Raw genomic sequence first — 26,999 nt, forward strand, 5'->3', positions numbered from 1 at the left:
ACACTCCCCGGCCCGGTTGATACAACCGGGCCGGTGGCTGCGCCCCTTTCCGGACCGCGAAAAGACAGCGATCATGAACACACACGCCGATCCGCAACCCGTTCCAACGGCCATTGATCCGGTGGCCGCAAATCCGGCGCTGGGCTATCGCAGCCGCATAGGACGCCGTCTGGCGCTTGTCGGCCTCCTCACCGCATTCCTGTTCGTCTCCTTCATGGTCGATATCACCAACGGCCCCGGCAATTTCAGCCTCAAGATCGTGTTTGATACCCTGCTCGATGCGCGGGCCCATGGCGTCAAGTTGGAGGTGGTCGTCTGGGACTACCGCCTGCCCGTGGCCGTCACCGCCATTCTGGTCGGCGCCATGCTAGGTGCGGCCGGCGCGGAAATGCAAACCATCCTGAACAATCCCCTCGCCGAACCCTTCACGCTCGGCGTCTCCTCCGCCGCCAGTTTCGGCGCTGCGCTGGCCATCGTCACCGGGATGAGCGTCATACCCAATATCGGACCGCTGATCGTCACGATCAACGCGTTCTTCTTCGCGCTGGGCACCTGCGCGTTGTTGCTGTTGGCAAGCCGTCTTCGCGGGGCCGGCGCCGACACGATGGTCCTGTTCGGCATCGCCATCTTCTTCACCTTCAATGCCCTTCTTGCCATGATGCAATACGCGGCTTCCGAGGATGAGCTTTCCCGCATCGTGTTCTGGATGATGGGATCGCTGTCGCGCGCCAGTTGGGAGAAAATTCAGCTCGGCGCCCTGCTTCTCGCACTCATCCTGCCCTTCTGCATGCTGCGCAGCTGGCAGTTGACCGCGCTGCGCATGGGTGAGGAAACGGCACGCTCAATGGGGGTCGATGTCGGGCGCCTGCGTATCGAACTGCTGATCTGCATTTCGCTTCTGGCGGCAACCGCGGTTTCCTTCGTTGGCACGGTCGGGTTCGTCGGCCTGGTGGGACCGCACATCGCCCGCATGCTGGTGGGCGAGGATCAGCGCTTCTTCCTGCCGCTCTCGGCCATTGTCGGCGCGCTGGTCCTGTCCATCGCCTCCATCGTCTCGAAGACCGTGACCCCCGGCGTGCTCTACCCGATCGGTATTGTCACCGCGCTGATCGGCGTTCCGGTCTTCGTCTCCCTCATCCTGTCCACCCGCAAGGAGAAGCTCAGATGACGCTCATCATCGACAAGCTCACTGTCTCATACGGCAACCGGCAGGTGCTGCACCAGGTTTCCACCGAAGCGCTCGCACCGGGCTCCTTTATCGGCCTGATCGGTCCGAATGCGGCGGGAAAGTCGACGCTCTTCAAAGCCCTTGGCGGCTTGATCCGCGCCCGTTCTGGAACGATGGATCTGGACGGGAAATCGCTCGATGCCCTGTCGCGGACCGAGCGCGCGCGGCAGGTGGTCTACATGCCCCAGGCCTATGGCTGCAATGCCGCGCTTACCGTCTTCGAAAGCGTTCTTCTCGCCTTGAAGCAGGAGGGCGGATGGCGGGTCGGCGGCGACCAGATCGCCCGGGTCAGCGCGACCCTGGACACATTGTCGATCCCCCATCTTTCCGACCGTCCCATCGGTGCCCTTTCAGGCGGACAGGCGCAGATGGTGGCGGTGGCGCAATGCCTGGTGCGCGCGCCCCGGCTGATGCTGCTCGACGAGCCGACCAGCGCGCTCGACCTGCATCATCAACTTTCGATCCTGACGCGCGTTCACGAGGAGGCGCGCCGTGGCGGAATGGTGGTGATCGCGGCCTTGCACGATCTCAATCTGGCGGCAAAGTTCTGCGACCGGCTGATCCTGCTGCGCAACGGGCATGTGGTGGCCGAAGGGGAAACGCGCAAGGTGCTCGCCTTGCCGGCAATCGGCGAGACCTACCAGGTCACGACCAGCCTCGAAACCAGCCGCTCGGGCAATGCCTATGTGGATGCGCGATTGCCAGAACGCATCCCGGTGCGCGCGGTCGCCTGAAATCAAAAGCCCGGCACGAGGCCGGGCTTTTGGGTGGTCGCCTGAGAGCGATCAGCTGTCGAGGAACGAGCGCAGCTTGCGCGACCGGCTCGGATGCTTGAGCTTGCGCAGCGCCTTCGCCTCGATCTGGCGGATACGCTCGCGCGTCACCGAGAACTGCTGGCCGACTTCCTCCAGCGTGTGGTCGGTGTTCATGCCGATGCCGAAGCGCATTCTGAGCACGCGCTCCTCGCGCGGTGTCAGCGAGGCGAGCACGCGCGTCGTCGTCTCGCGCAGGTTCGCCTGGATCGCCGCGTCGATCGGCAGCACTGCCATCTTGTCCTCGATGAAGTCGCCGAGATGCGAATCCTCCTCGTCGCCGACCGGCGTTTCGAGCGAGATCGGCTCCTTGGCGATCTTCAGCACCTTGCGCACCTTCTCCAGCGGCATGGCGAGCTTCTCGGCCAGTTCCTCCGGTGTCGGTTCGCGGCCGATCTCGTGCAGCATCTGGCGCGAGGTGCGGACGATCTTGTTGATCGTCTCGATCATGTGCACCGGGATGCGGATCGTGCGCGCCTGATCGGCGATCGAACGGGTGATCGCCTGCCTGATCCACCACGTCGCATAGGTGGAGAACTTGTAGCCGCGACGGTACTCGAACTTGTCCACCGCCTTCATCAGGCCAATATTGCCTTCCTGGATGAGGTCGAGGAACTGCAAACCGCGGTTCGTGTACTTCTTGGCGATGGAGATGACGAGGCGAAGATTGGCCTCCACCATCTCCTTCTTGGCGATCGCTGCCTCGCGCTCGCCCTTCTGCACCTGGTTGACGATGCGGCGGAACTCGCCGATCGAGATCGCCGTTTCCTGCGCCAGGTTCTGGATCTCGGCGCGCAGCTTCTCGATTCCCGCGGTCTCGTTCTTGGTGAACTCCTTCCAGCCGCGCGTCGTCAGTCCGCCGATCCGCTCCGACCAGTTCGGATCGAGCTCCGATCCCTGATATTCCTTCAGGAAGTCGTCGCGGCGCACGCCATAGCTTTCGGCCAGGCGCAGCAGGCGGCCCTCGTTCTGCACGAGGCGCTTGTTGATGTCGTAGAGCTGCTCGACCAGGGTCTCGATGCGCGCATTGTTCAGCGACAGCGACTTGACCGAGGTGATCAGTTCGCTCTTCAGCTGCTTGTAGCGGCGCTCCTGGCTCGCCGAAAGGCTGTCGCCGTCGGCGAGGCTCGATTCGACTTCCTGGTCCTGCAGCTTGCGCAGCTTCTTGTAGGTGTCGGCGATGAAGTCCAGCGTCTCCATGACGCCCGGCTTCAACTCGGCTTCCATCGCCGCCAGCGACAGATTGGCCTCGTCCTCTTCGTCCTCTTCCTCTTCGGGCTGGCTCTCGCCGCCGACATTGGTGATGTCGTCGTCGCTGCGCGCGCGCTTCTGCTTCTCGTCCGCCGGCTTGGCATCTTCGTCGGGGCGTTGCACAACCGGCGCCTGCTTGGCTTCCGGACCCGCATAGGTCGCCTCGAGATCGATGATCTCGCGCAGCAGGATCTTGCCTTCGGTCAGCTCGTCGCGCCAGATGATCAGCGCCTGGAAGGTCAGCGGGCTTTCGCACAGCCCCGCGATCATCGTCTCGCGACCGGCCTCGATGCGCTTGGCGATGGCGATCTCGCCTTCGCGCGACAGAAGCTCGACCGATCCCATCTCGCGCAGATACATGCGCACCGGGTCGTCCGTGCGGTCGGTCGGTTCCTTCTTGGTGGCGGTCGCCAGGGCCGTGCCGGTGCGTTCGGCCAGCTCGTTGCTGTCCTCGCTGTCGTCGCTGGAATCATTGTCCTCCGCGACCTCGTCATCCTCGACGACGTTGATGCCCATGTCGGACAGCATCGCCATCGTGTCCTCGATCTGCTCGGAACTGACTTCACCGGAGGGGAGGACGGCGTTCAGCTCGTCCATCGTCACATAGCCGCGCTTCTTGGCGGCCTTGATCATTTTCTTGACTGCGTCGTCGGAAAGGTCGAGCAAGGGGCCGTCGGAGCCCTCGCGTTCGGTTTCGACCTCTTCCTTCTCTTTTGTCGCCATGCTTTGTCTTCTCCAACCGAGCGGGGTTCCTGTGACCCCGTCGCTGCCGCTCCCGCGAGCGTCCGTAGCGGCATTCTCGCCACTGATTCGTGATCTAGCTGCCGCCGCGTTAATGCCCGATTAACCCTGATCCTGAGAGGGACACCCCGTTGTGTCCGGTTTCGGTATCTTGCGTCTGGTCAGTTTCGCCATGCCATATGTGGGGCGTCGGACAGCCTTTGTCGAATCGAACCTGATTCCCGCAATCGCACGCCGGGTCAAGCCGGAGTGCCATGATTCGCGGCAAAAAAGCGAATCACACGGCGAATCGCGTCGATTTTCCCGGTCCGGCGCCATCGGCATGCCGCAGGCGCCCGGGACCTCACTCCGCTCCTCAGGAGCGATTCGCCCGTCCGGAGAGGACCCCGAAGCCCTCGATCAGCGCTTCCGTCGCCTGCAGATTGCCAAGCTCGGCCTGGATCTCCACCAGGTGTCGCGCGTCCTCTTCGTTCCAGTCGGTCGCCAGCGCCAGTTCGGCCGCCTTGAGCTCCTTATGTAGAGAGCTGGCCCGCCGGTGCAAGTGCAGCGTCTGGGCGAAGGCCTCGCGCGCATCGTCGAGCGCCGCCGTCTCCAGCGCCGGCCACTGATAGGCCGATTTGACCCGCAATTCCGCCTGCGCCCAGATCCCCGCCAGCCCCGCCTCCTCGATCTTCGCCATCAGCAGCGCACGGTCGTGCGTCCTGTTGTGCGCAACCGTGTCGAGGATGTTGAGGCGCAGCCGCGCCAGATCGCCGCTCGCCAGCGTCATCTGCTCGACCGCGTCGAAATACGCGTCGATCAGTTCCGGGTGATTGACCAGCGAGACCATCAGCACCGCCTCGCGCAGCGGCATGGTCGGCGTCGAGCCGCGCACCAGCGCCGAACGGGCGAGGCTCTCGGAGACGGCGAACCGCCCCGACGCGGCGCCCGGTCGCCCGGACGGCCTCGACTGTCCGCCCTCGCGGAAACCGCCGCCCTGGCCGCGACGCGGGGCGCTGTCCCCGCCGAAGAAGGTCCGCGCCCGCTCGCGCATGTCCTGCGCATAGTGCCGGCGCAGGTCCTCGTCGGCAATGCGGCCGGTCAGTGCCTGCAGGTTCTTTTCGAGCTCGGCGCGCCGCTCCGGCGTGTCGAACACCTTGCCGGACGTCTCCCGCATCCACAGAAGGTCCGCCAGGGGCCGCGCATTCGACAGCATCGCCGCGAAAGCGTCGGGCCCCGCCTCGCGCACAATGTCGTCGGGGTCCTTGCCCTCCGGCAGCATGACGAAACGCAGGCTGCGGCCCGGCTTGACCAGCGGCAGCGCCAGGTCGGCCGCCCGCCAGGCGGCGCGCAGCCCCGCCTCGTCACCGTCGAAGCACAGCACCGGTTCGCCCGACATGCGCCACAGGAGATCGAGCTGGTTTTCCGTCAGCGCCGTGCCGAGCGGCGCCACCGCATTGTCGAACCCGGCCTGGGCGAGGCCGATCGCGTCCATGTAACCTTCCACCGCGATGACGCTACCGCCCTTCGCCGCCGCGCGCCGCGCCCGGGCCAGATTGTAGAGGACATTGCCTTTGTGGAAGAGTTCGGTGTCCGGCGAGTTGAGATACTTGGCCGGCACGTCGGCCGACAGCGCCCGCCCGCCGAAGGCGATCACCCGCCCGCGCGCATCCTCGATCGGAAACATGATGCGGTCGCGGAACCGGTCGTAGGAAACGGGGATGTCCGGCCCGAACACGACCAGCCCGCAAGCCTCGATCTGCTCCTTTCCGACGCCTTTCCCCGCCAGGAACTCCTTCAGCGCATTGCGGCTCGATGGCGCGTATCCGAGCCTGAAGGCCTGTTGCGTGGCGCTCGACAGGCCGCGTCCGCGCAGATAGGAGCGCGCCGCGGCACCCGCCTGCCCCTGCAGCATGTCCTGGAAGAAGCCGGCCGCCATGTCCATCACGTCGGTCAGCGAAGCGCGTTCCTTCTCGCGCTTCTCCGCCTGCGCGTCGCGCTCCGGCATCGGCACGCCGGCCATGTCCGCCACCCGCTCGACCGCCTCGGGAAAGCTGATCCCGTCGAGCTCGCTCAGGAAGCGGAAATGATCGCCCGACACGCCGCAGCCGAAGCAGTGGTACCTGCCCTTGCGGTCCTCGCAATGGAAGCTCGGCGTGTTCTCGCCATGGAACGGGCAGCAGGCCCAGTAATCACCCCGCGACGCATTGGTCTTGCGCCGGTCGAAGGTCACGCGTGTGCCGACCACCTGCGAGATGGGCACGCGGTCGCGGATTTCATCGAGGAACGAGTTAGAGAAGCGCATGATGTTCGGGTCGGCCTGTGTTCAGCCTCCATATAAGCACGATCATCCGCGACGGCGAATTCTCTCCCCGGGTTCTGCCCGGAATTCACAGACCGCCTCGCCGGCAAATCTGCACGCACCACGAGAATTGCAACTTAACCGATTGTTCAATGAGCCCATGCTAGGAGCGGCTCAAAGGCGAGAAAGCCTAAGAAGCAGCCAAGCGCGCCAGCGCCGAAGGCTGACCAGGAGAGAACAACTCTGGGTGGCGGATCAAGCGTGCTTACTGTCTATAACTGTATTGTCAACGAACACAATCCTGGCCTGGTTGTCCTGGCCGGTATTATCGGTGCTATCGCTTCCTTCACGGCGATCAGCCTGCTGCAGCACCTGCGCCGGGCCAGCGGCCGCCTGCGTTATTTATGGGCGACGGTCTCGGCGATCTCGTTCGGCTTCGGCGTCTGGGCCACGCATTTCGTCGCCATGCTGGCTTTCTCCCCCGGGATACCCAGCGCCTACGATCTGCCGCTGACCCTGGCCTCGCTGGCCATCGCCATTGTCATCACGGGCACCGGCATCGCCGTCGCCGCATACCGGCAGACGGTGGATCATCATCTGGTCGGCGGCGCGGTCCTCGGCGCCGGCATCGCCGCGATGCATTTCACCGGCATGATGGCGTTCGAGGTGGAGGGCCGCATCGTCTGGGACCAGCGCCTCGTCGCTGCGTCCCTCTTTGCAGGCGTGATGCTGGGCGCGCTCGCCATCCGGGTGGCGCTGCGGCGTCCCTCGGGCGCCGCCAACGTGATCGCGACCCTGACGCTGACGCTCGCCATCTGCTGCATGCACTTCATCGCCATGGGCGCCGTCGCGATCCATCCCGATGCGGCGGTCACGATCTCGCCGTCCTCGATTCCGGCCGCCTGGCTTGCCGCCGGCGTATCGCTTGCAGCCTTCGCCATCCTGACGCTGACCGGTCTCGCTCTGTGGGTCGATATCCGCGACGGTCGCCGCGCCAAGCTCGAGGAACGCCGCATGCACGGCCTTGCCAATGCGGCGGTCGAAGGGCTGATCGTCTGCGATGACACGACCATCGTCACCGCCAACAGGAGCCTGTGCACGCTGAGCGGCCGTAGCCTCGGCGAGCTGATGGGCATGGACTTCACCAGGCTGTTCGGCGCCATAACGGCTTCCGACGCCACCACCGGCGGCGAGGAACCCATCTGGGAGGCGACGCTGCTGCACAGCGACGGCGGCCGGCATCCGGTCGAGATCATCTCCCGCATCATCGACTATGGCGGCCGGCCGCACACGATCATCGCGGTGCGCGACATCCGCGAACGCAAGAAGGCGGAAGCCGACATCCGCCGCCTAGCGCTGCACGATGCGCTGACCGGCCTGCCGAACCGGCGCAATTTCTCCGCCCGGCTCGAAGAGGAGATGTCGGCCCTGCCGGAAGGCCATTCGATCGCCCTCCTCTGCCTCGACCTCGACCGGTTCAAGGAGGTCAACGACCTGTTCGGTCACGCCGCCGGCGACGCCATGCTGCGCAAGGTCGCCGAAAGCGCCGGCCGGGTGCTTGCGGAGGGGCAGATGCTCGCCCGCCTCGGCGGCGACGAATTCGCCATCATCGCGCCCGGCCTGTCGGATCCCCATCAGGCCGCGACCATCGCCGAACGCATCCTCGAGGCGTTCCGCCACGAGAACGAGCAGGCCACCAGCGACGGCCTGATGTCGACCAGTATCGGCATCGCGCTCTACCCCTCGGACGCGCAGGACCAGGAAACCCTGATCACCCACGCAGACACCGCGCTCTACCGCGCCAAGTCGGAAGGGCGCGACACCTATCGCTTCTACGAACATGCCATGGGCCAGGAAGCGCGCTCGCGCCGCATCATGGAGCATGAGCTGCGCCACGCCGTCTCACGCCGGGAGTTTCGTCTCGTCTACCAGCCGCAGAAGAAGCTCGATACCGGCGAGGTGATCGGCTACGAGGCGCTGCTCCGCTGGCAGCACCCCGAACGCGGCAACGTCTCGCCGTCGGTGTTCGTGCCGGTGGCCGAGGAGAGCGGCGCGATCGTCCCCATCGGCGAGTGGGTCCTGGAGACCGCCTGCAGGACCGCGGCTGGCTGGGCATCGAACGTGACCATCGCCGTCAACGTGTCGGCGGTTCAGCTGCACAGCGCCAACTTCCCGCAGACCGTACATCGCATCCTTCTGCAGAGCGGCCTGTCGCCCCACCGGCTCGAGATCGAGATCACCGAGACCGCGCTGGTGCGCGACATGCACCGGGCGCTGGCCAGCCTGCGCCAGCTGAAGGCGCTCGGTGTGCGGGTCGCTATGGACGATTTCGGCACCGGCTATTCGTCGCTGTCGAACCTGCGCGCCTTCCCCTTCGACAAGATCAAGATCGACGGCTCGTTCATCCGCCAGGTCGATACCAACGAGCAGGCCGCCACCATCGTCAAGGCCGTGCTCGGCATCGGCCGCGGCCTCGGCCTGCCGGTGCTCGCCGAGGGCGTCGAGACTTCGGGCGAGCTGAGCTTCCTGTCGAAGGAGCTTTGCCAGATCGGCCAGGGCTACTATCTCGGCCGGCCCGCGCCGATCGAGGATTTCTCGGAAACGCCCGAAGCCGGTTCCCGGCAGGAAGCGGCGGCCAGCGCAGCCTAGATGCCGTAATGGGCCCGCGCTCCTTCGCACCCCTCTGCCCTGCCGGGCATTTCCCCCACAGGTGGGGAGATTGGCCGTCATTGATGGTTTCGCTGATCATCAGCCTTGATGAGAGCTTATCTCCCACCTTTTGGGGGAGATGCCCGGCAGGGCAGAGGGGGGCGTGACGGAACGCGGCGTAAGTCGCAACTGCAATGCTATGCCGCCCGGTAATCCGGCGCACTCTTGAGATAGCGCGCATAGGCATCGGCATTTGGCGGCGACAGGTTCTCCGCGAGCGGATTGCGCCTGCGGACCGTCGCGCCCATGTCCGCGATCAGCTCGTCGAAATGCTTGAAGTGATAGGGCGCCACGCATAGCCCGCCATAGACGCCGGCCGCCGGGCGTTCCTCCCGCTTCCAGCGCAGCATCATCTCGATGTTGGCGTTCATCTCTTCCGGCGTCGGCTGGTTTTCCAGCATCCCGTCGGCGTAGCGCACCAGCCAGTTGGCGGCCAGTTCCGCGCTCAGCACGGTGCAGAAGGACGAGTTGAACCCGACAAAGCCCATATCGGGCAGGTCCGGATTGGCGACGATGCGATAGAGCCGGTACTGGCCGTCCGGCTCGACCAGCTTGCGCCGATACTCCTCCGGCAGGAACGGCACGCCGAGCTTCCAGCCGGTGGCGAGGATCGCACAATCCGTCCCGACCCGCTCGCCGCCCGACAGCACGACCGTATCCGCTTCGTAGCGGTCGAAGGTTCCCTGGATCGCCTCGATCCGCCCGTCGGCGACCATGTCGAAGAAGCCCGGCGTGACGATCGGCACCGAGCAGTTGATGCCGGTCTCGATCGGCGTCTTCGGTCTCAGCCCCGTCTTCTTCAGTTTCAGTTGCAGCGACAACAGGCTTTCGAGCGCCCGCCAGTTGGCCCAGACGAAGGGTTTCGCGACCGCGTGGCTGAGCCGCGCCATGGCCGTCTGTCCCCAGCCGGGGAACATCTTCTCCTGCGCCCTTATGTAGAGGATGCGCTTGAAATTGATCAGCCCGCCGATGAAGTACGGGATGCGCCACACCGATTCCAGATAGACGATGGTCACGCTCGCCGCGCCGGACTTCACGGCGTTGACGGCAATGTCAGTCGCCGACTTGGAAAAGCCGAGCACCGTCACGCGCTGGCCCCGGATCGTCGCCGGGTCCGTGTATTGCGAGGAATGCAGCACCTGCCCGCCAGCGGCCTCGAAGTCCGCACGACCGGGAAATGCGGGCATGTTCATATCGCTGAACTGCCCGCTGCAGATGGCGACGAAGTCGAAATCCTCGCTCGTCTCGCCCTCCGGCGTGGCGAGCGACAGCGTCCAGCCCTTCCGGCCGTCGGCGCGGCGTTCCATGCCGAGGACCGTGGTGTCGAAGCGGATATGCGGAAAAATGCCGTTCTCCCGCGCATGGTCGCGCAGATAGGCATACACCTGCGGTCCCTTCGGCCATTCCGGATAGGCTTCAGGCATCGGTTTCGACGTATAGCGGTAGAGCTCCTTCGGGCTTTGCGTCTGCACGTCGGGATACGAGCGCGACGGTTCCCACACGCCTCCCAGATCGTGGCTGCGCTCGATCACGCTGACCACGTGGCCGCGCTCCATGAAGGCCTTGGCGGCGGCAAGCCCGCTGACGCCGGCGCCGATGACACAGACATTCTTCTTGTCGACCATATGGTTCCCCTTGCCGGCCGCGCACGTCCGGCCGACCGGGCGCATTCCACGCGCGCCGGCCATCGCCGCGTCGGGCCGTTCATCTGCGGAGCGCGGGGTGTCCGTCCGGACACCGGGAAGCGCCCTGCCTTTTTTATGATTGTCCGGGTAGCGGAGCTCGGCTCCGCCCGTTCGCCTGCTAGTCGTTGGCCTCGGGCGGCAGGAAGTCCACCTCATGCATCGCCGACACCTTCACCACCTCTTCGGGGTCGGTGAGGTTGTCCAGCTCGCCGAACAGCTTCTCGAGCATCCGCGCCGGCGAGACCCAGAACAGCGCCCGGGCGGGCTTGTCCGACTTGTTGAAATAGCCGTGCGGGATGCCGCGCGGCATGCGCACCAGGTCGCCGGCCTTCGCCTTGACCCATTCCCCGTCGAGTTTCAGGTCGAGTTCGCCTTCCTGCACGAGGATGAACTCGTCTTGCGTCGGGTGGATGTGGACCGGCACGAACTGGCCCGGCTCGCTGTTGGTCTCGAAGGCGAAGGTGCTCTCGCCGACGGCCTTCGGGAAATAGACCTGCCCGAGGATGTTCCACGTCTTGCCGTTGAAGCCGGTTCCCTCGCGGGTGATGCCTTTGTCGAGCTGCTGGCTCATCTGATAACTCCCATTTTGGCGGATGCGGCCTTGCCGGCCTTTTCTGGTTCCGCCACAACGCTACCCGCCTGCAACGGCCGGGCGCTATCCGCCCGGCGCGCCGACTATCCGGAAAACGCAACAATCGTCATGTCGCGGCGACACGCCGCGCTTTGCGGTTTATGCGGGGAGCGATTGTGCTAATCTGCGCCCATGCATGCGAACGAAGCCCCCCGCAAGGCGGCTCCGCTTTCTGCACATGTGCTGTTTCAGTCGGACGATCTCGACTGTGCAAGAGAACGGGTCGCGGAGAAGTTCTGCAGCCACCGGTTGGATATCATCGGTGACGGCAGACCCTTTCGCGCCGAGCATCATCACGCGGCCGGCGACATCCTCTCGCTGAACTACATCAGCTATGGCGCCGACGTGCTGATCGACCCCGGCGAACTCGGCGATTTCTACCTGATCCAGATGCCCATCACCGGCGCGGCGACGATACGCAATGGCGACCGTGAATTCCTGACCAATCGCGGCATCGCCTCCGTGCTCAACGCCGATCTCGCCACCCGCATGAAGTGGTGGCAGGGCTGCGCCCAGATCCTGGTGCAGGTGCGCAAGGCGCCGTTCGTGGCGCTTGCCGAGCAATTGCTCGACCGCCACCTGCCTGCGCCCCTGATCTTCGATCCCCTGATCGATTTCTCGCGGCCCGAGATGCTGGCCTGGCGCAGCATGGCGAACGCCATGTTCCACGCCGCCGAAGCGGCCGAGACCGCACCGGGACGGCCGACGATCCAGACCGTTCTCAACGAGCAGCGACTGCTCGAACTGTTCCTGCGCGGCCAGCCCAACAATTGCAGCCTGTTCTTCGCGGAGGAACGCACCGGCGCCAATCCGCGCCATATCAAGCGCGCCGAGGAGTTCATCCGCGCGCATGCGGCGGAACCGGTGACGCTGGTCGATATCGCCCGGGCCGCCGGCGTCGCGCCGCGCACGCTGCAGCTCGGCTACAGGACCATCCTGAAGTCATCCCCCATGCGCAGCCTGACGCGCGAACGTCTGCGCCGGGTGCGTTTCGAACTGATCGCCGGGGCCGGAAGCGAGCCGGTAACCGACGTCGCCTTCCGCTGGGGGTTCACGCATCTCGGCCGCTTCGCCGGCGACTATCGCCGGGAATTCGGCGAACTGCCGAGCGAGACCGTCCGCCGCGCCGCCGGAACGATCATGCCGTGCTTCACCGGTACGCGCGCATAGAGGCGCTATAGCATTTTGCAGTCAGGTGGAATCACCTGGCGTCCGCATAAATGCAGAAAAAACAAATAGATAGAGCGTCCTTGTGCGTCCAAATGGACGCACGGCGCTCTAGCGCAGCATGCCCTTGACGATGCCGCTCGCCTTGCCGAAATCCATGCGGCCAGGGAACTTTTCCTTCAGCGCGTTCATGCAGCGGCCCATGTCGCGCAGCCCGTCGGCGCCGACCTCATGCACCACCTGCGCGCAGACCTTCTGCAGGTCCGCCTCGCCGAGCGGCTTGGGCAGGAACTCCGAGATGATAACGATTTCCTGGCGCTCCTGTTCGGCGAGTTCCAGGCGGTTGCCTTCCTCGAAGGCCTTGGCGGATTCCTGGCGTTGCTTGGCCATCTTGACCAGAATCTGCAGGATATCCTCATCGCTGACCGGATCCTTGCCGGCGCCGCGATTGGCTATGTCACGGTCCTTGATGGCCGTCTGGACCAGACGCAGCGTTGAAATGCGGCGCTTGTCCTGCTGTTTAACGGCGTCATTCAACGCCTTGGCGAGTTGCTCGCGCATAACACCTGTCTCCCGTCGCAAGGGTGAACATAGCTCTGGCTGGTTCGTGAAGCAAGCGGCTGAGATTTTATAAGCCATTGGAAATATTAGATTAAATAATTATCCGCCGGCAATTGACCGCATATCTGCCTTTGCTTATTGTCCGCGCCTTGCATGGACAATCTTGGTTCTGTGCGGGTGGCAGGCCTGTTGGCCTTCGGCTCGACGCACTTCGATGCGCCATATGGCGTATGTGGGCGCTTGTTTCAAGGCCCCTTGCGCCGCGCGCGAAAAAGTGAGAACCGGTGACCGACAAGCATCAAACGGAAACAGCCTGAGGACGGGTGCAAACGCCCACGGTGGCGACACGCGTCCGAACACCGCCCGAGATCGGCTGTATCCGGGACCAGCAAGAATGGAGACCTTCCCATGGCGACCAACACGCCCCCCTGGAGTGAGACCCGGCCCACAGCGCTGATCGTTCTGGCCGACGGCACAGTCATCGAGGGCAAGGGGCTGGGCGCCACCGGCGAAGCGACCGGCGAGCTTTGCTTCAACACGGCGCTCACCGGCTACCAGGAAATCCTGACCGACCCGTCCTATGCGGGCCAGATCGTCACCTTCACCTTCCCCCATATCGGCAACATCGGGGCGAACGAGGAAGACGTCGAGGACCTGCACCCTGCCGCCCGCGCCGGTGCGGTCGGCGCGGTCCTGCGCGCCGATATCTCGAACCCTTCCAGCTACCGTTCGCTCGGCCATCTCGACGACTGGCTGAAGCGGCGCGGCCTGGTCGCCGCCTGCGGCGTCGACACGCGCGCCCTCACCGCCCTGCTGCGCGACAAGGGCGCCGCCAATGCGGTGATCGCCCATCATCCAGATGGCCGGTTCGATCTCGATGCTCTGAAGGCGAAGGCCCGCGCCTGGTCCGGCCTGGTCGGCCTCGACCTCGCCAAGGACGTCACCTCGGGCCAGTCCGGCAGCTGGAGCGAGACGCCGTGGGTCTGGAACGAGGGCTACGGTTCCGAGGCTGCCCCGAAAATGCACATCGTAGCGGTGGATTACGGCGCCAAGCGCAACATCCTGCGCCTGATGGCGGGCCTCGGCGCGAAGGTCACCATCGTCCCGGCGCAGACGGCGGCCGCCGACATCCTGGCGCTGCAGCCGGACGGCATTTTCCTGTCCAACGGCCCCGGCGATCCCGCGGCCACCGCCTCCTACGCAGTGCCGATGATCCGTGAGCTGCTGGAGATCGGAATTCCGATGTTCGGCATCTGCCTCGGCCATCAGCTTCTGGCGCTCGCCCTCGGCGCCAGCACGGTGAAGATGCATCAGGGCCATCACGGCGCCAATCATCCGGTCAAGGATTTCACCACCGGCAAGGTGGAGATCGTGTCCATGAACCACGGCTTCGCGGTCGATGGCGACACGCTGCCCGACGGCGTCGAGGAGACCCATGTCTCCCTGTTCGACGGCTCGAACTGCGGCCTGACGCTGACGGGCAAGCCCGTCTTCTCCGTCCAGCACCACCCCGAGGCCTCGCCCGGACCGCAGGATTCGCACTACCTGTTCCGCCGTTTCGCCAATCTGATCCGCGCGCGGCAGGGTGAGCCGGCCCTGGCCGAATAAAGCTGAGCAAACCCCGTAAAAGACAAAGGGCGGCCTTGAAGCCGCCCTTTCCATTTCCGGACCCGATGCGCGTCTATGATGACAGGCGCAGCTCAATGATCTTCTCGCCGATCGCCCGGAAAACGTCCTTCAGCTGGCTGCGCGAGGGCGCGTCGAAGAACTGGCTCGGATCGCTGGCGCAGTCGCGCAGCATCGTCCCGGTGTTCACGTCCGGCTCTTCCAGGCGGATCGTGTAGATGTCGATGTCGTATTTTTCCTTGGCATTGTTGCAGGCGGCGAGCGTCTTGTCATTCATCCGGCGTGTCGTGACGGAACTGCTCGCGAGGGTCAGTCCGTCCAGACGCCCATCGATCAGATAGCCGAAGCTTGAATAGCTCGATCCCAGATCATTGCCCGTGTTGCCGAACACATTGGAGCCGTCGGTCAGCACGATCATGATCTTCTGCAACCCGTTGCGCGAGGCGCTGCCGGCGAAAGGCTCGTGCGGCGACAGGACACGCATGCCCCAGGCGACGCCCTCCATGATGTTGGTGTTGCCGTTGGCCTGCAGTTCTCCGACCTTGCGCTCGAGATCGCGGTAATCGCTGCTGAGCGGGGTAATCGGTTGCATGTCGCAGCCGCGATTGGGTCCCTTGCCACTGCTGATATCGACATTCTTCGGCGGCGAAAGCACCAGTCCCAGGAGATCCTGAACGCCGTATTTCTTCAGCTTCAGACCTAACAAACCACCGAGCACCGGCACCTCTGAATCGATGTAGTCGTTCCAGTAGCCCTCGTCGCGCGACGGCTCGTCGATGGCGAATGCGGGCACGAACATGCTGGCCTTCTCCGACGCGACCGCCGGCGTGTCGTCCACGTCGTGGTCGCCCTTCTTCGAGGCCATGCGGGTTTCCACGCAGCCCTTCCACTCCTGCCCGAGATTGTGGAACAGTTCAAACCGGCTGATGCCGGCCTTAAGCTCCACCTGGGGAATGTCGCTCTTTCCCTTTATGTCCAGCCATTCCGCGCCGGTCCCCTTCTTGATCCGGCCTTTCCTATCGAACTCCGGCCCGTATTGCGGACCGACATTGACGAAGGTGGCGAAGGGAACGAGCGAGAACTTCAGTCTTTCCTTGTCGGAAACCTGAGCCGAGATGTCGTCGATCAGCCCGGTGACCGCATCCTTCATCGCCTGCAGCTTCCCGCCGCGCATGGAACCGGTCGTGTCCAGCACCAGCGCGATCTCGTAGGAAAGCAGCGCCACGTCGGCGCTCGAGGACGCAGAGACGGGCATCGACTTCCGGCCGAGGACGCCGCCGAAGTAAAGCCCCACATCCACCTTCGCCTGAACCGTCACCGAGGTGCCGGAACGCAGCACCTGCAGGTCGATGTATTTCGGATCGAGATTGCCGGACATGAAGCGTTCGGCGATGCCCTCGGCCTCTGCGTCGGAGATCTTGCTCCCCTTCTGCGCCACCGCCAGCACCGCGCTGTCGAGCGCCTGCTGCAACTGGACCCGCACCCTGCTCATGTTGGAGTAATCGACGGCGAAGCCGGCGATGCCGACCAGCGGCAGCATGGCAACCGCCGCGATCATCGCGAAATTGCCCGCCCGATCGGCGCCGAACTTCCGCAGGGCAGCCACACCCGTGCGGAGCGAACAGCGTAATGAGAAAGACATGAGAAACCCGCCCTAGCCAAATCGTGGCCGGACCCTAGCCGCCTTTCTTTAAGGACAGCTTAAGCGGGTACTCCCGATTTTATACACGCGCACCCGGCACCGGCCGCGCTTTCCTCCGCCGAAACAAGCGTCTCAGCAGGGACCACAGGCCGAAGCCGAACAGGAACCCGACACCGGCCCACAGGAGGCCGTGCGGGGTGATCGGCACCGCCGGTTCGAAATCGCCCAGCGTCCCCCGCAGCACGGTCGTGTCGGGCGCGTTGACCAGCGCCAGAGGACGCGCCGCCGCTGGCAGAGCGTCTAGCGCCAAGGACTGCCGGGCAAGCGTGTCCAGCCTGTCGATGGCGACCTGCACGGATTGTCCCCGGTCGCGCAGGAACGCATCGTCCGATGCCTGGTAGAGCGCCAGAGCCTCCGGCCTTTGCAGGTTGTTCCTCGCCGCATCCGCGTCGAAGGCGGCCACCACGCCGCCGAGTTCGTGCAGCGCCCCGTTCAGCCTCTGGCGATACTGCTGTGCCAGTTCAGGCGCCTGCGACGTGACGATGCCACAGCCCACCGACACGGCAAGGCCGATCATTCTTCCCAATCCGAACATGTTCCGTAATGCCTCTCAGATGGCTATGGAACAGCGGGCCGTAACCGGGCGGGTGGTTCCCGCCGGGTTTTCAGACAGGTTCGTTGAACGTGTCGCAATCGGCCAGCCGTCCGCTCTTGAGCCCCCGCGAGAACCATGTCCGCCGCTGTTCCGACGTGCCATGGTTGAAGCTTTCCGGCACCACGTAACCCTGGGTGCGGCGTTGCAGCGTATCGTCGCCGATCTGGTTGGCGGCGTTGAGCGCCTCCTCCAGATCGCCCTCCTCGAGCAGCCCCTTCTGCGCCGTATAGTGCGCCCAGATGCCGGCGAAGCAGTCGGCCTGCAGCTCGACGCGAATGGACATGGCGTTGGCTTCCGCCTGGCTCATGCGCTGCCGCATCTCGTTGAAGCGCGGAAGGATGCCCGTGATGTTCTGGACGTGGTGACCGACCTCATGCGCCACCACATAGGCCTGCGCGAAATCGCCCGACGCTCCGAACTGGCGCGAAAGCTGGTTGAAGAAGCCGAGGTCCAGATAGACCTTCTGGTCTCCCGGACAGTAGAACGGCCCGGAAGCGGATGAAGCGAAGCCGCAGGCCGAACGCACCCCGTCCGTGAACAGCACCATCGAGGGTTCCTGGTATTGCATCCCCTGCGACTGGAAGATGCCCTTCCAGGTATCCTCGGTTTCCGCCAGGACGACGCTCACGAACTGGCTCATCTCGTCGCTTGCGGTTCCCGAACCGCCCGGCGCCTGCTGGGTCACCTGGCCGCCCCCGCCGGCGGGTCCGCCGGAGAGCATCTCCAGCGGATCGATGCCGCAGGCGCGCAGCGCGAAGAACAGCACCACCAGGATGATGATTCCCGAGAGCCCGCCGCCGGCCCTGCGCCCGCCGCCCATCGGCAGCCGCACGCGACCGCCTGAACGGCCGAAGCCACCGGGAAGCCCGCCACCGCGCTCGCCACGGCGATCCTCGACATTGTTGCTCTGACGGCGGCCTTTCCAACGCATATAATCGGCTCCTGATCGCGTTCTACGCAAAAAACCGGCGCAAACGCCGCGCGCATGCGCCGGTTGTCTGTTCAGTTGGCGACAGGTTATCCCAATGAATTGCTAAAGTCATGAACCATTGCGGTTATGCGGGACCTGTGAGGGAGCACACCTAAAGGGCGGCCGGCACGGCCCTCCGCGCCGGCCTGCGGCTGAGATACAGCAGGAGCAGCGCCAGGAGCGGAAACACCGCGCCGACGGCGCCGAGCCCGGAAACGTCGGAGAATTCCAGCACGCGCCCGCCGACCAGCGTCCCCAGCGCGATCCCGAAATAGATCGCAGAGGCATTGAGTGCCAGGCTGAGCGGGGCGGCGTCGGGCGCGAAACCCACAAGCCGGCTCGCCTGCGCCGGGGGGAAGGTCCAGCCGACAAAACCCCACGGCACCATTGCCACAATCAGGAGCGGACCGGCGATCCGGGCTGGAACGAACAGCATGATGCCCGAGAGAAGCAGCGCGAACAGCGAGGCCATCAGCATCGAGCAGACCACCACACGCGTCGCGCCGAGCCGGTCCGCGAGCCGTCCGCTGGCATAGTTGCCGAGGATCGCGCCGACGCCATAGGTCAGCAGGATCGCCGGCAGATAGTGCGGAGCAAGTCCGACCCCGTCGATGACGATCGGCCCGAGATAGGCGATCACGGTGAAACCACCGGTCAGATAGAGCAGCGTTATCGTCACGCTGGGCAGAATGCCCGGCCGGCGGATCACCATCAGCCTTTCGCCGAGCGTCGCATGCGAACCGGTCATGTCGCGCGGCAGCCGCAGCCAAAGCGCCGCGGCGCAGGCCGTGCCAACCGCCGCCAGGCCGAGGAAGGTTCCGCGCCAGCCGACGAGATGCGCCAGGAGCGAGCCGGCCGGAGCGCCGAAGGCCACGGCGAACGTCGTCCCGCCGACCACCACGGCGATCGCCGCGGCGCGCCGTTCCGGGCCCGCCAGCGTCACCGCCGCCGCCTGGGCGGTCGCCGCGAACAGGCCGCCCGCCACGCCGATGACCACCTGCGCGCCAAACAGCGGCAGGAAGCCGCCGCTGAAAGCCGCCGCAAGATTGCCGAGGACGAAGAGAGCCAGCGCCAGGGCGATCACCCGCCGCCGGTCCATGGCGCCCGTCAGCGCGGAGAGAATCGGCGTGCCAATGGCATAGGCGAAGGAATAGGCCGAGATGAGATAGCCCGCCTGCGCCACCGTGACACCCGTATCGACGGCGACGAGCGGCAACAGTCCGGCAAAGACGAAAGCGACCGTGCTGACGGCGAAAGCGCCGAGAGCCAGAAGGAAAAGACGTCTGTCCATCACTGGAAAGATCCTTTGTTCAAAAGTTTTTGAACAATCGAACCTTAAGGTCGCTCTGTCAATCGGTTTGTGGCTCGGCCGGAAGAGCTCCTGCCTGCTCCTGTCAGGCGGAGCATTCCGACGCGGCGCGGACCGCGCCTTTAGCCCTGTGTCGGGATCATCGCGGCCACCTCCCGGTCGCTGGCGCGGTCGCTTTCGGCGAGGCCTCGCGCCACTCCGCCTCGGTCTGCCGCGTTGCGGTTCTGGCTCATCTTGCGCTTGCCCTCGATGCGGCTGATCGGCAGGCGCAGGCCGACGATGCCGCGCAACTGCGCCTTGATGAAGGTTTCCGGCGCGTCCGTCACCGACCACGGATCGGGTCGCGCGCCTTCATGCAGGACGGTCAGGCGCTGGACCACGTCCAGGAGCCGTTCGGGATCGTCGAAGAACTCCGCTTCGCCATAGGTATGCACCGCCACATAGTTCCATGTGGGGACCACCTTGCCGCTCTCCTGCTTGGTCGCATACCAGGATGGCGTGACATAGGCATCGGGACCCGCGAAAAGCGCCATCGCCTCGCCGACCGGCGGCACTGTCCATTGCGGATTGGCGCGCGCCAGATGCCCGTAGAGCACCCCATGCGCGCCCTCGCCGGGGTCGAGGAACAGCGGCAGCGGCGTGGCCATAAGGCCCTCGGCCGTGGCTGTCACGAAACTGGCCAGCCGGGCAGTCCGCATCGCCTCGTGGAGCGCGGCCTGATCCTCTTCCTTGAATGCGGGCGGCACATACATGAGGCGGCTCCCTGCTCTTGTCGGCACTCCGCATTCAAGGGCAATGCGGGCTGCGCGGCCTGCTCCGCCGGCACCTTGCCAGACACCTTGCCCGGTACCTTGCATTGCCGGCGGAATCTCTTACCTTCATTGCACCATGCCGCCGCACCCGACCATAGACCAGATCAGCCTTCCCACTGTGCTTGCCGTTCTCGGCGACCAGACCCGGCTGGCGATCCTGGGTGATCTGGCGCGCCGGGAAGGCAAGGCGATGACCTGTTCGAACTTCATCGATCTCGCATCGAAGTCGAACCTGTCCTACCACTTCGCCAAGATGCGCGAGGCCGGCATCATCCGCGTGGAGCCAAGCGGCACGTCGCGCCTGATCACCCTGCGCCGCGACGATCTGGACGCGCGTTTCCCCGGACTGCTCGACAGCATCATCGCCACGGCCGTCACCCTGCCGCCGCCCGAGAAACGCGCCGCCGCGGCCACCTGAGTTCCCCGGTCTGCGACAGGACCGTTCCCCAGAAAAGGACCGATACCCAATGGCTTGGCTCTATCTCGGCGTCGCCGGACTTCTCGAAGTCGTCTGGGCGAGCTTCATGAAGGAATCGGAGGGCTTCACCCGGCTGGTGCCGACCGCCATCATGGTCGTCGCGATGATCGGCAGCTTCTGGCTGCTCGCGGTCGCCATGCGCTCCCTGCCGCTCGGCACCGCCTATGCCATCTGGACGGGCATCGGTGCGGTCGGCGCCTTACTGGTCGGCATCGTCGTGATGGGCGAGCCGGTCACCGCCGGCCGCCTCCTGAGCGCCGGGCTGCTGCTTGCCGGCATGATCGGGCTGAAGCTCACCTCGGGCCACTGAGGCGGAAATCTGCCTCAGCCGAGCCGTGCGGTGAGGATTTTCAGGCTTGCGGCGCCGAAGGCGAGTGCGAAGGCTGCTTCCAGCCAGCGGCGCAGCCGTGCATAGCCCGCCACCATCGGCGGCGTGGAGAACAGCATCGCGTAGCCGAAGAAGACGCAGGCGCTCTGCAGCCCGACGGCGACGATCACCAGCGCCAGCGCCGATCCCGATGCGTCCTGCGGCAGGCCGAGCGAATAAAGCGCGCCGAAGAACAGGATGGCCTTGGGATTGGTGAGATGCAGCGCCAGTCCCCTGCCAAAGGCGGAGCGGAGCGTCGGCGTGGCGATCCGCCGGGCCTCCATCCGGCCGGGCGTCAGCGCCGAGCGAGCCGATTTGTAGGCAAGATAGAGCAGGTAGCATGCGCCGAGATAGCGCATCACCTCGAAAACCCAGCCGCTCGCCAGCATCAGCGCGCCAAGGCCGAGGGCCGCCGCCACCGACCACATGAGCGATCCCGTCATCACCCCGGCGGCGAGTGCCAGTCCGAACCGCCTGCCATGCATCATCGAGGTCCCCGCGATGGTCAGCGTCGCGGGTCCGGGGCTGCACGTGGCGATCAGCGCGGCGAGCAGGATCAAGGGGAGATGAACGTCGGTTGCCATGCCGGGAAGCTGACATGAGTTCCCCCGGCCCGCAAGCCGGAAAAATGCCGTTTCCCTCAGACCGCGCCGGCCTTCATTCCCGCGATCATGATTGCCAGCACGCGTCGCGCCTCGGCCTCCTTCGGCGCATCGCCGTCCAGCTTGAGGAAATAGGGATGGAAGAAGCGGGTCATGGCGGCCACCAGCGCATCGGCCGCCGCTTCGGGATCGAGTTTCGGAAAGACCCCCGTTTCGACCCCTTCGCGGATCATTCCGACAAGAACCCCGCGCTGTCCGTCCACATAGGCCTGCGCCACCGCGCTGCGCGCCTCGGCGGCCGCGTGATAGGCCTCGAACATCTCCGGGTCGTCCAGCACCCGCGCCCGCTTGATGGCGATCTGGGCAAGCACCCAGTCGGCCAGGCGTTCGTCGGCGGCGCCCGGCCCCTCGGCGATGGCCGTCAGCTCGTCGACGCCGCGCTTGAGCCAGCGATCGACCAGCGTGTCCATCAGCGCCGCCTTGCTGGCGAAATGCCGGTAGACATTGGCATGGCTCATTCCGAGCGCCCGCGCCACGTCGACCACATTGGTCTTGGCCGGTCCGTGCCGGCGCAACAGAGCCTCCGCCGCAGCGAGGATGCGCGTGCGCGTGTCGTTGCTCCCGGCCGACCTGTCCATACGCATCTATCGCGCGGAACGGCATCCCCTGTCCAGCGCGGCCCGCAACCGGCCGCTTCCAGCCCTGAATCGAGGGCATGGCGGCCGCGAAATCGTCCACAGGCCGCGTCACCTCGCCCGAACGTCATTTTCGGGGTTCCGTCCCCCGTCACCATTCCCTATAAGGCGCGCTTAGCCTGACAATTTTCGCTTGGCCCTCCCGCACGCGTGGAGGGGGCGCCCTGCGCACGCACCACGAACGGAACCTCGCATGCCAAAACGCACCGACATCAAGTCGATCCTGATCATCGGGGCCGGCCCCATCGTCATCGGCCAGGCCTGCGAGTTCGACTATTCGGGAACCCAGGCCGTCAAGGCGCTGAAGGAGGAGGGCTACCGCGTCGTTCTGGTCAACTCCAACCCGGCCACCATCATGACCGATCCGGAACTGGCCGACGCCACCTATGTCGAGCCGATCACCCCGGAAGTCGTCGCCAAGATCATCGCCAAGGAACGGCCGGACGCGCTGCTGCCCACCATGGGCGGCCAGACGGCCCTCAACACGGCGCTGTCGCTGCGCCGCATGGGCGTCCTCGAGCGCTACAATGTCGAGATGATCGGCGCCCAGCCCGACGCCATCGACAAGGCCGAGGACCGCGCCCTGTTCCGCGAGGCCATGGCCAAGATCGGCCTGGAGACGCCCCGCTCGATGCTGGCCAACGCCACCGACGTGAAGAACGCCGACCGCCAGCAGCACGAGGCGCGCCGCAAGGAGCTGAAATCCGCCCTGTCGGGCGATGCGCTCGACACCGCGCTCGACAAGCTCGAGAACGACTGGAACCTCGGCGAAGGCGACCGCAAGCAGCGCTACATGAACCACGCCATGGGCATCGCCGCCCAGGCGCTCGACCATGTCGGCCTGCCGGCCATCATCCGCCCCTCCTTCACGCTCGGCGGAACGGGCGGCGGCATCGCCTACAACCGCCAGGAATTCTTCGACATCGTCCAGTCGGGCCTCGACGCCTCCCCCACCACCGAGGTGCTGATCGAGGAATCGATCCTCGGCTGGAAGGAATACGAGATGGAGGTCGTCCGCGACCGCGCGGACAATTGCATCATCATCTGCTCGATCGAGAACCTTGATCCGATGGGCGTCCACACGGGCGATTCCATCACCGTCGCGCCGGCCCTCACGCTGACCGACAAGGAATATCAGGTGATGCGCAACGCCTCGATCGCGGTGCTGCGCGAGATCGGCGTCGAGACCGGCGGCTCGAACGTCCAGTTCGCCGTCAATCCCGCCGACGGCCGGCTCGTCGTCATCGAGATGAACCCGCGCGTCTCCCGATCCTCCGCGCTCGCCTCGAAGGCGACCGGCTTCCCGATCGCCAAGGTCGCCGCGAAGCTCGCCGTCGGCTACACGCTCGACGAGCTTGAGAACGACATCACGGGCGGCGCCACCCCCGCCTCCTTCGAGCCGTCCATCGACTACGTCGTCACCAAGATCCCGCGCTTCGCCTTCGAAAAATTCCCCGGCTCCGAACCGGTCCTGTCGACGGCCATGAAGTCGGTCGGCGAAGTGATGGCCATCGGCCGCACCTTCGCCGAATCGCTCCAGAAGGCCCTGCGCGGTCTGGAAACCGGCCTGACCGGCCTCGACGAGATCGAGATCCCCGGCTACGCCGCCGATGGCGATCCCTCGGAGAACAAGAACGCCGTCCGAGCCGCGCTCGGCACGGCCACGCCCGACCGGCTGCGCATGGTGGCCGAAGCGATCCGCATGGGCACCAGCCTGGAAGACGTCCACGCCATGTGCCAGATCGACCCCTGGTTCCTGGAGCAGATCGCCGCCATCATCGCCATGGAGGCCCGCATCCGCGAGCACGGCCTGCCCGAGGACGCGCAGAACCTGCGCATGCTGAAGGCCATGGGCTTCTCCGACGCCCGCCTCGCCTCCCTCACGAAGAAAGAGACGGAAGAGATTCAAAAGAAACGCCATTCGCTTGGCGTCCATCCCGTCTTCAAGCGCATCGACACCTGCGCCGCCGAGTTCGCCGCGCCCACCGCCTACATGTACTCGACCTATGAAGCGCCCTTCGCCGGCGCGCCGGCCGACGAGGCCCGCGTCTCCGACCGCAAGAAGGTCGTCATCCTCGGCGGCGGCCCGAACCGCATCGGCCAGGGCATCGAGTTCGACTATTGCTGCTGTCACGCCGCCTTCGCGCTGGCCGACGCCGGCTATGAATCGATCATGGTCAACTGCAACCCGGAAACGGTCTCGACCGACTACGACACATCCGACCGCCTCTATTTCGAGCCGCTGACGCCGGAGGACGTGCTGGAGATCCTGCGCGCCGAGCAGCAGGCCGGCACGCTGCACGGCGTCATCGTCCAGTTCGGCGGCCAGACCCCGCTGAAGCTCGCCGAGGCGCTGGAGAAGGCCGGAATTCCGATCCTCGGTACCGCGCCCGACATGATCGACCTGGCCGAGGACCGCGACCGCTTCCAGAAGCTGCTCATCAAGCTCGGCCTGAAGCAGCCGAAGAACGGCATCGCCTATTCCGTCGAGCAGGCCCGCGTCGTCGCCGGCGAGCTTGGCTTCCCGCTGGTCGTGCGCCCGTCCTATGTGCTGGGCGGCCGCGCCATGCAGATCATCCACAATGACGGCATGCTGCAGACCTATCTGCTCGACACCGTGCCCGGACTGGTCCCTGAAGAAATCCGCCAGAAATACCCGGCGGACAAGACCGGCCAGATCAACACGCTCCTGTCGAAGAACCCGCTCCTGTTCGACACCTATCTGACCGAGGCCATCGAGGTCGACGTCGACTGTCTGTCCGACGGCAAGGAAACCTTCGTCTCCGGCATCATGGAGCACATCGAGGAGGCGGGCATCCATTCAGGCGATAGCGCCTGCTCGCTCCCCGTCCATTCGCTGGCGCCCGAGCTGGTCGACGAGCTGGAGCGCCAGACCTCGGCGCTCGCCCGCGCGCTGAGCGTCGGCGGCCTGATGAACGTGCAGTACGCCGTCAAGAACGGCGAGGTCTACGTGCTCGAGGTCAATCCGCGCGCCTCGCGCACGGTCCCCTTCGTGGCGAAAACCATCGGCAAGCCCATCGCCAAGATCGCCGCCCGCATCATGTCGGGAGAGAGCCTGGAGAATGCCTTCGCCCATTACGGCGCGATGCCCGACATCCGCAATCCGGGCCACATCGCTGTCAAGGAAGCGGTGTTCCCCTTCGCCCGCTTCCCCGGTGTCGATACGCTGCTCGGGCCGGAGATGAAATCGACCGGCGAGGTGATGGGTCTCGACTACGACTACGCGCTCGCCTTCGCCAAGGCGCAGCTCGGCGCCGGCGTCGACCTGCCCCGTTCGGGCACGCTGTTCGTCGCCGTACGCGACGAGGACAAGCCGCGCGTGCTGCCGGCCGTCAAGCGCCTCGCCGATCTCGGCTGGCACGTGCTGGCCACGTCCGGCACGGCGCGTTTCCTGCGCGAGAATGGCGTCGAGGCCGAGAAGATCAACAAGGTGCTGGAAGGCCGCCCGCACATCGAGGACGCCATCCGCAACCGCCAGGTCCAGCTCGTCTTCAACACGACCGACGGCCAGAAGGCGGTGTCGGATTCCAAATCGCTCCGCCGCGCGACCCTGATGCAGAAGGTGCCCTACTACACCACCATGGCCGGCGCCGAGGCCGTCGCCGAGGCGATCGCCGCGCTGAAGGCGGGAAGCCTCGAGGTCAGGCCGCTTCAGAGCTATTTCTGAGGCCGAACGCACACCGTCCTCATCCCCCTATCGGGCATGAGGACGGCGCTTTCGGCCCGAGCCGCCATTGACGCCTTTCATCCGCCGGACGCGTGACCCGTGACGATCCCGGACGAGGCGCTCGATCTTCCCGTTCTTCCGCATTCATGCGGACGTCAGACGTCTCCACCTGACTGCTCTATCCGGGCTGCAGTTCTCCTTTCATCATCGGATGAAACCTGCAGAAATAGGCTTGTGTCATCCCGGCCGTGACCGTGATGGTTGCCTCCGCATCCCTCGCAAGCGTGCCGGTATCCCAGCTTTGGTCGCTCGCCGTCGCCGTATGCGGAGCGATGTCGCGGTTGACGAAGGTCACAGTGTCCTCCGGCCGCACGGTCAGGACGTCGGGCACGAACTTCAGCCCGCGAATCTCGACCCTGTGATGCGCATGCCCGTTATGCGCCTGCGCCGGCCGCCTCGCCATGGCGGCGAAGGCCGCCCCGGCAAGGCGAAGAGCGGAGCGTCTGGTCCAGCCGCTCATTGCAGCTTCCCGACCATCATCTCGGCATGGCCCTGATGCGTCTTGAAGATCGCCAGCCCGGCCTCGAACAGCGCCTTCACCTCGGCGTTCTCGATGTTGGGGATGAAGCTGTTCTCCACCAGATCGTTCACCGCCTGGTGATAAGCCAGCTCGTTCTCCGCATAGCGCTTGTCGAATGCCGCGCCGCGCAGGCCGCTCATCTCGTCGATCAACTTGCCCGCGTTCTCCAGGAGCGACCGGCTGAGCGCGTTGTCCTTCGCCTCTGCGCCGAGCTTGGCAAGCAGGGCGAGCGCCTGCTCGTTGACCGCCGTGTGGTCGCGGATCATCGTTTCGGCGAAGGCGCGAATGTCCGGATTGTCGGAAATGGCCAGCGCCAGATGCGCGTAACGGATGTCGATGTTGTCGGCCACATAGGCCACATGGGCGATTTCGAGGTCGTCGAGTTCGGCGGGCTCCTGAGCCTGTACTGCGCCGGCAAGGCAGAAGCCGGCGATGCCGGCGAACAGGATTGCCTTGAGATGGTTCATCGGTTCATTCCTCCATTCGGCTGCGGCAGGCCGATTGCCGCC

At 65.4% G+C, this 26,999-nt stretch carries 22 protein-coding genes; 8 read left to right on the forward strand and 14 right to left on the reverse strand.

The genetic code is table 11. The annotated features are described in order from the left end of the window. The first annotated feature begins 73 nt into the window (after window positions 1-73). On the forward strand, window positions 74-1,168 hold the full coding sequence (locus tag NA2_RS15065) for a FecCD family ABC transporter permease (protein WP_008597860.1): 1,095 nt from the start codon (window positions 74-76) through the stop codon (window positions 1,166-1,168). Further along, window positions 1,165-1,962, forward strand: coding sequence for an ABC transporter ATP-binding protein (locus NA2_RS15070; protein WP_008597861.1), 798 nt, complete (start codon window positions 1,165-1,167; stop codon window positions 1,960-1,962). Before NA2_RS15065 ends, NA2_RS15070 begins: the two co-directional genes overlap by 4 nt. A gap of 51 nt (window positions 1,963-2,013) precedes the next feature. On the opposite strand, the gene rpoD is transcribed toward NA2_RS15070, so the two are convergent. Both rpoD and dnaG read right to left on the reverse strand, forming a co-directional pair. Further along, window positions 2,014-4,014: an RNA polymerase sigma factor RpoD gene (gene rpoD, locus NA2_RS15075; RefSeq protein ID WP_008597862.1), complete on the reverse strand. Its 2,001-nt coding sequence runs from the start codon at window positions 4,012-4,014 to the stop codon at window positions 2,014-2,016. A 373-nt stretch (window positions 4,015-4,387) separates the two neighbouring features. Continuing rightward, on the reverse strand, window positions 4,388-6,316 hold the full coding sequence (gene dnaG / locus NA2_RS15080) for a DNA primase (RefSeq protein WP_008597863.1): 1,929 nt from the start codon (window positions 6,314-6,316) through the stop codon (window positions 4,388-4,390). Between the two features lie 258 nt (window positions 6,317-6,574). Here dnaG and NA2_RS15085 point away from each other — a divergent pair, with 258 nt between their 5' ends. Continuing rightward, the gene (locus NA2_RS15085) at window positions 6,575-8,962 is read left to right on the forward strand and encodes a bifunctional diguanylate cyclase/phosphodiesterase (RefSeq protein ID WP_008597864.1); all 2,388 of its coding nucleotides are present in this window, start codon (window positions 6,575-6,577) and stop codon (window positions 8,960-8,962) included. Window positions 8,963-9,159: 197 nt separating this feature from the next. On the opposite strand, the gene NA2_RS15090 is transcribed toward NA2_RS15085, so the two are convergent. Further along, window positions 9,160-10,647: a flavin-containing monooxygenase gene (locus NA2_RS15090; protein ID WP_040678124.1), complete on the reverse strand. Its 1,488-nt coding sequence runs from the start codon at window positions 10,645-10,647 to the stop codon at window positions 9,160-9,162. A 178-nt stretch (window positions 10,648-10,825) separates the two neighbouring features. Beyond that, window positions 10,826-11,278 carry a cupin domain-containing protein gene (locus NA2_RS15095; protein WP_008597866.1) on the reverse strand — a complete coding sequence of 151 codons (453 nt, stop codon included), beginning with the start codon at window positions 11,276-11,278 and terminating at the stop codon, window positions 10,826-10,828. 192 nt (window positions 11,279-11,470) lie between these two features. Here NA2_RS15095 and NA2_RS15100 point away from each other — a divergent pair, with 192 nt between their 5' ends. Then, complete coding sequence (locus NA2_RS15100; protein WP_008597867.1) at window positions 11,471-12,508, forward strand: AraC family transcriptional regulator; 1,038 nt, start codon at window positions 11,471-11,473, stop codon at window positions 12,506-12,508. Between the two features lie 108 nt (window positions 12,509-12,616). Here NA2_RS15100 and NA2_RS15105 read toward each other — a convergent pair whose 3' ends face one another. Continuing rightward, entirely contained in the window at window positions 12,617-13,066 is a 450-nt protein-coding gene (locus NA2_RS15105) for a GatB/YqeY domain-containing protein (protein WP_008597868.1), read from the reverse strand. 408 nt (window positions 13,067-13,474) lie between these two features. Between NA2_RS15105 and carA the strand changes: the two genes are divergently transcribed. Continuing rightward, window positions 13,475-14,674 carry a glutamine-hydrolyzing carbamoyl-phosphate synthase small subunit gene (gene carA / locus NA2_RS15110; RefSeq protein WP_008597869.1) on the forward strand — a complete coding sequence of 400 codons (1,200 nt, stop codon included), beginning with the start codon at window positions 13,475-13,477 and terminating at the stop codon, window positions 14,672-14,674. 73 nt (window positions 14,675-14,747) lie between these two features. Here the strand turns inward: carA and NA2_RS15115 are convergent, their stop codons facing one another. From NA2_RS15115 to NA2_RS15135, 5 genes are all read right to left on the reverse strand, one after another. After that, entirely contained in the window at window positions 14,748-16,334 is a 1,587-nt protein-coding gene (locus NA2_RS15115; RefSeq protein ID WP_244423658.1) for a pilus assembly protein TadG-related protein, read from the reverse strand. 79 nt (window positions 16,335-16,413) lie between these two features. Continuing rightward, on the reverse strand, window positions 16,414-16,911 hold the full coding sequence (locus NA2_RS15120; protein ID WP_008597872.1) for a DUF2937 family protein: 498 nt from the start codon (window positions 16,909-16,911) through the stop codon (window positions 16,414-16,416). 88 nt (window positions 16,912-16,999) lie between these two features. Continuing rightward, a complete protein-coding gene (gene ypfJ, locus NA2_RS15125) occupies window positions 17,000-17,920 on the reverse strand; it encodes a KPN_02809 family neutral zinc metallopeptidase (protein ID WP_008597873.1) in 921 nt (306 codons plus the stop codon). 151 nt (window positions 17,921-18,071) lie between these two features. Beyond that, window positions 18,072-19,250: an MFS transporter gene (locus tag NA2_RS15130; protein WP_008597874.1), complete on the reverse strand. Its 1,179-nt coding sequence runs from the start codon at window positions 19,248-19,250 to the stop codon at window positions 18,072-18,074. A gap of 140 nt (window positions 19,251-19,390) precedes the next feature. After that, entirely contained in the window at window positions 19,391-20,020 is a 630-nt protein-coding gene (locus NA2_RS15135; RefSeq protein ID WP_008597875.1) for an FMN-binding negative transcriptional regulator, read from the reverse strand. Window positions 20,021-20,156: 136 nt separating this feature from the next. Between NA2_RS15135 and NA2_RS15140 the strand changes: the two genes are divergently transcribed. Next, a complete protein-coding gene (locus NA2_RS15140) occupies window positions 20,157-20,498 on the forward strand; it encodes an ArsR/SmtB family transcription factor (protein ID WP_008597876.1) in 342 nt (113 codons plus the stop codon). A gap of 49 nt (window positions 20,499-20,547) precedes the next feature. Beyond that, window positions 20,548-20,868 carry a DMT family transporter gene (locus NA2_RS15145; protein ID WP_008597877.1) on the forward strand — a complete coding sequence of 107 codons (321 nt, stop codon included), beginning with the start codon at window positions 20,548-20,550 and terminating at the stop codon, window positions 20,866-20,868. Window positions 20,869-20,882: 14 nt separating this feature from the next. On the opposite strand, the gene NA2_RS15150 is transcribed toward NA2_RS15145, so the two are convergent. Continuing rightward, window positions 20,883-21,509, reverse strand: coding sequence for a LysE family translocator (locus NA2_RS15150; protein WP_008597878.1), 627 nt, complete (start codon window positions 21,507-21,509; stop codon window positions 20,883-20,885). Window positions 21,510-21,565: 56 nt separating this feature from the next. Beyond that, window positions 21,566-22,165 carry a TetR/AcrR family transcriptional regulator gene (locus tag NA2_RS15155; protein ID WP_008597879.1) on the reverse strand — a complete coding sequence of 200 codons (600 nt, stop codon included), beginning with the start codon at window positions 22,163-22,165 and terminating at the stop codon, window positions 21,566-21,568. A 250-nt stretch (window positions 22,166-22,415) separates the two neighbouring features. On the opposite strand from NA2_RS15155, the gene carB reads away from it, so the two are divergent. Next, the gene (gene carB / locus NA2_RS15160) at window positions 22,416-25,910 is read left to right on the forward strand and encodes a carbamoyl-phosphate synthase large subunit (protein ID WP_008597880.1); all 3,495 of its coding nucleotides are present in this window, start codon (window positions 22,416-22,418) and stop codon (window positions 25,908-25,910) included. A gap of 178 nt (window positions 25,911-26,088) precedes the next feature. Here carB and NA2_RS15165 read toward each other — a convergent pair whose 3' ends face one another. Together NA2_RS15165 and NA2_RS15170 are read right to left on the reverse strand one after the other, a co-directional pair. Beyond that, a complete protein-coding gene (locus tag NA2_RS15165) occupies window positions 26,089-26,430 on the reverse strand; it encodes a cupredoxin domain-containing protein (RefSeq protein WP_008597881.1) in 342 nt (113 codons plus the stop codon). Further along, window positions 26,427-26,957 carry a DUF4142 domain-containing protein gene (locus NA2_RS15170; protein WP_008597883.1) on the reverse strand — a complete coding sequence of 177 codons (531 nt, stop codon included), beginning with the start codon at window positions 26,955-26,957 and terminating at the stop codon, window positions 26,427-26,429. The genes NA2_RS15165 and NA2_RS15170 overlap by 4 nt, the downstream gene beginning before the upstream one ends. Window positions 26,958-26,999 lie beyond the last annotated feature (42 nt).

Source organism: Nitratireductor pacificus pht-3B, assembly GCF_000300335.1.
Lineage (GTDB): Bacteria > Pseudomonadota > Alphaproteobacteria > Rhizobiales > Rhizobiaceae > Nitratireductor > Nitratireductor pacificus.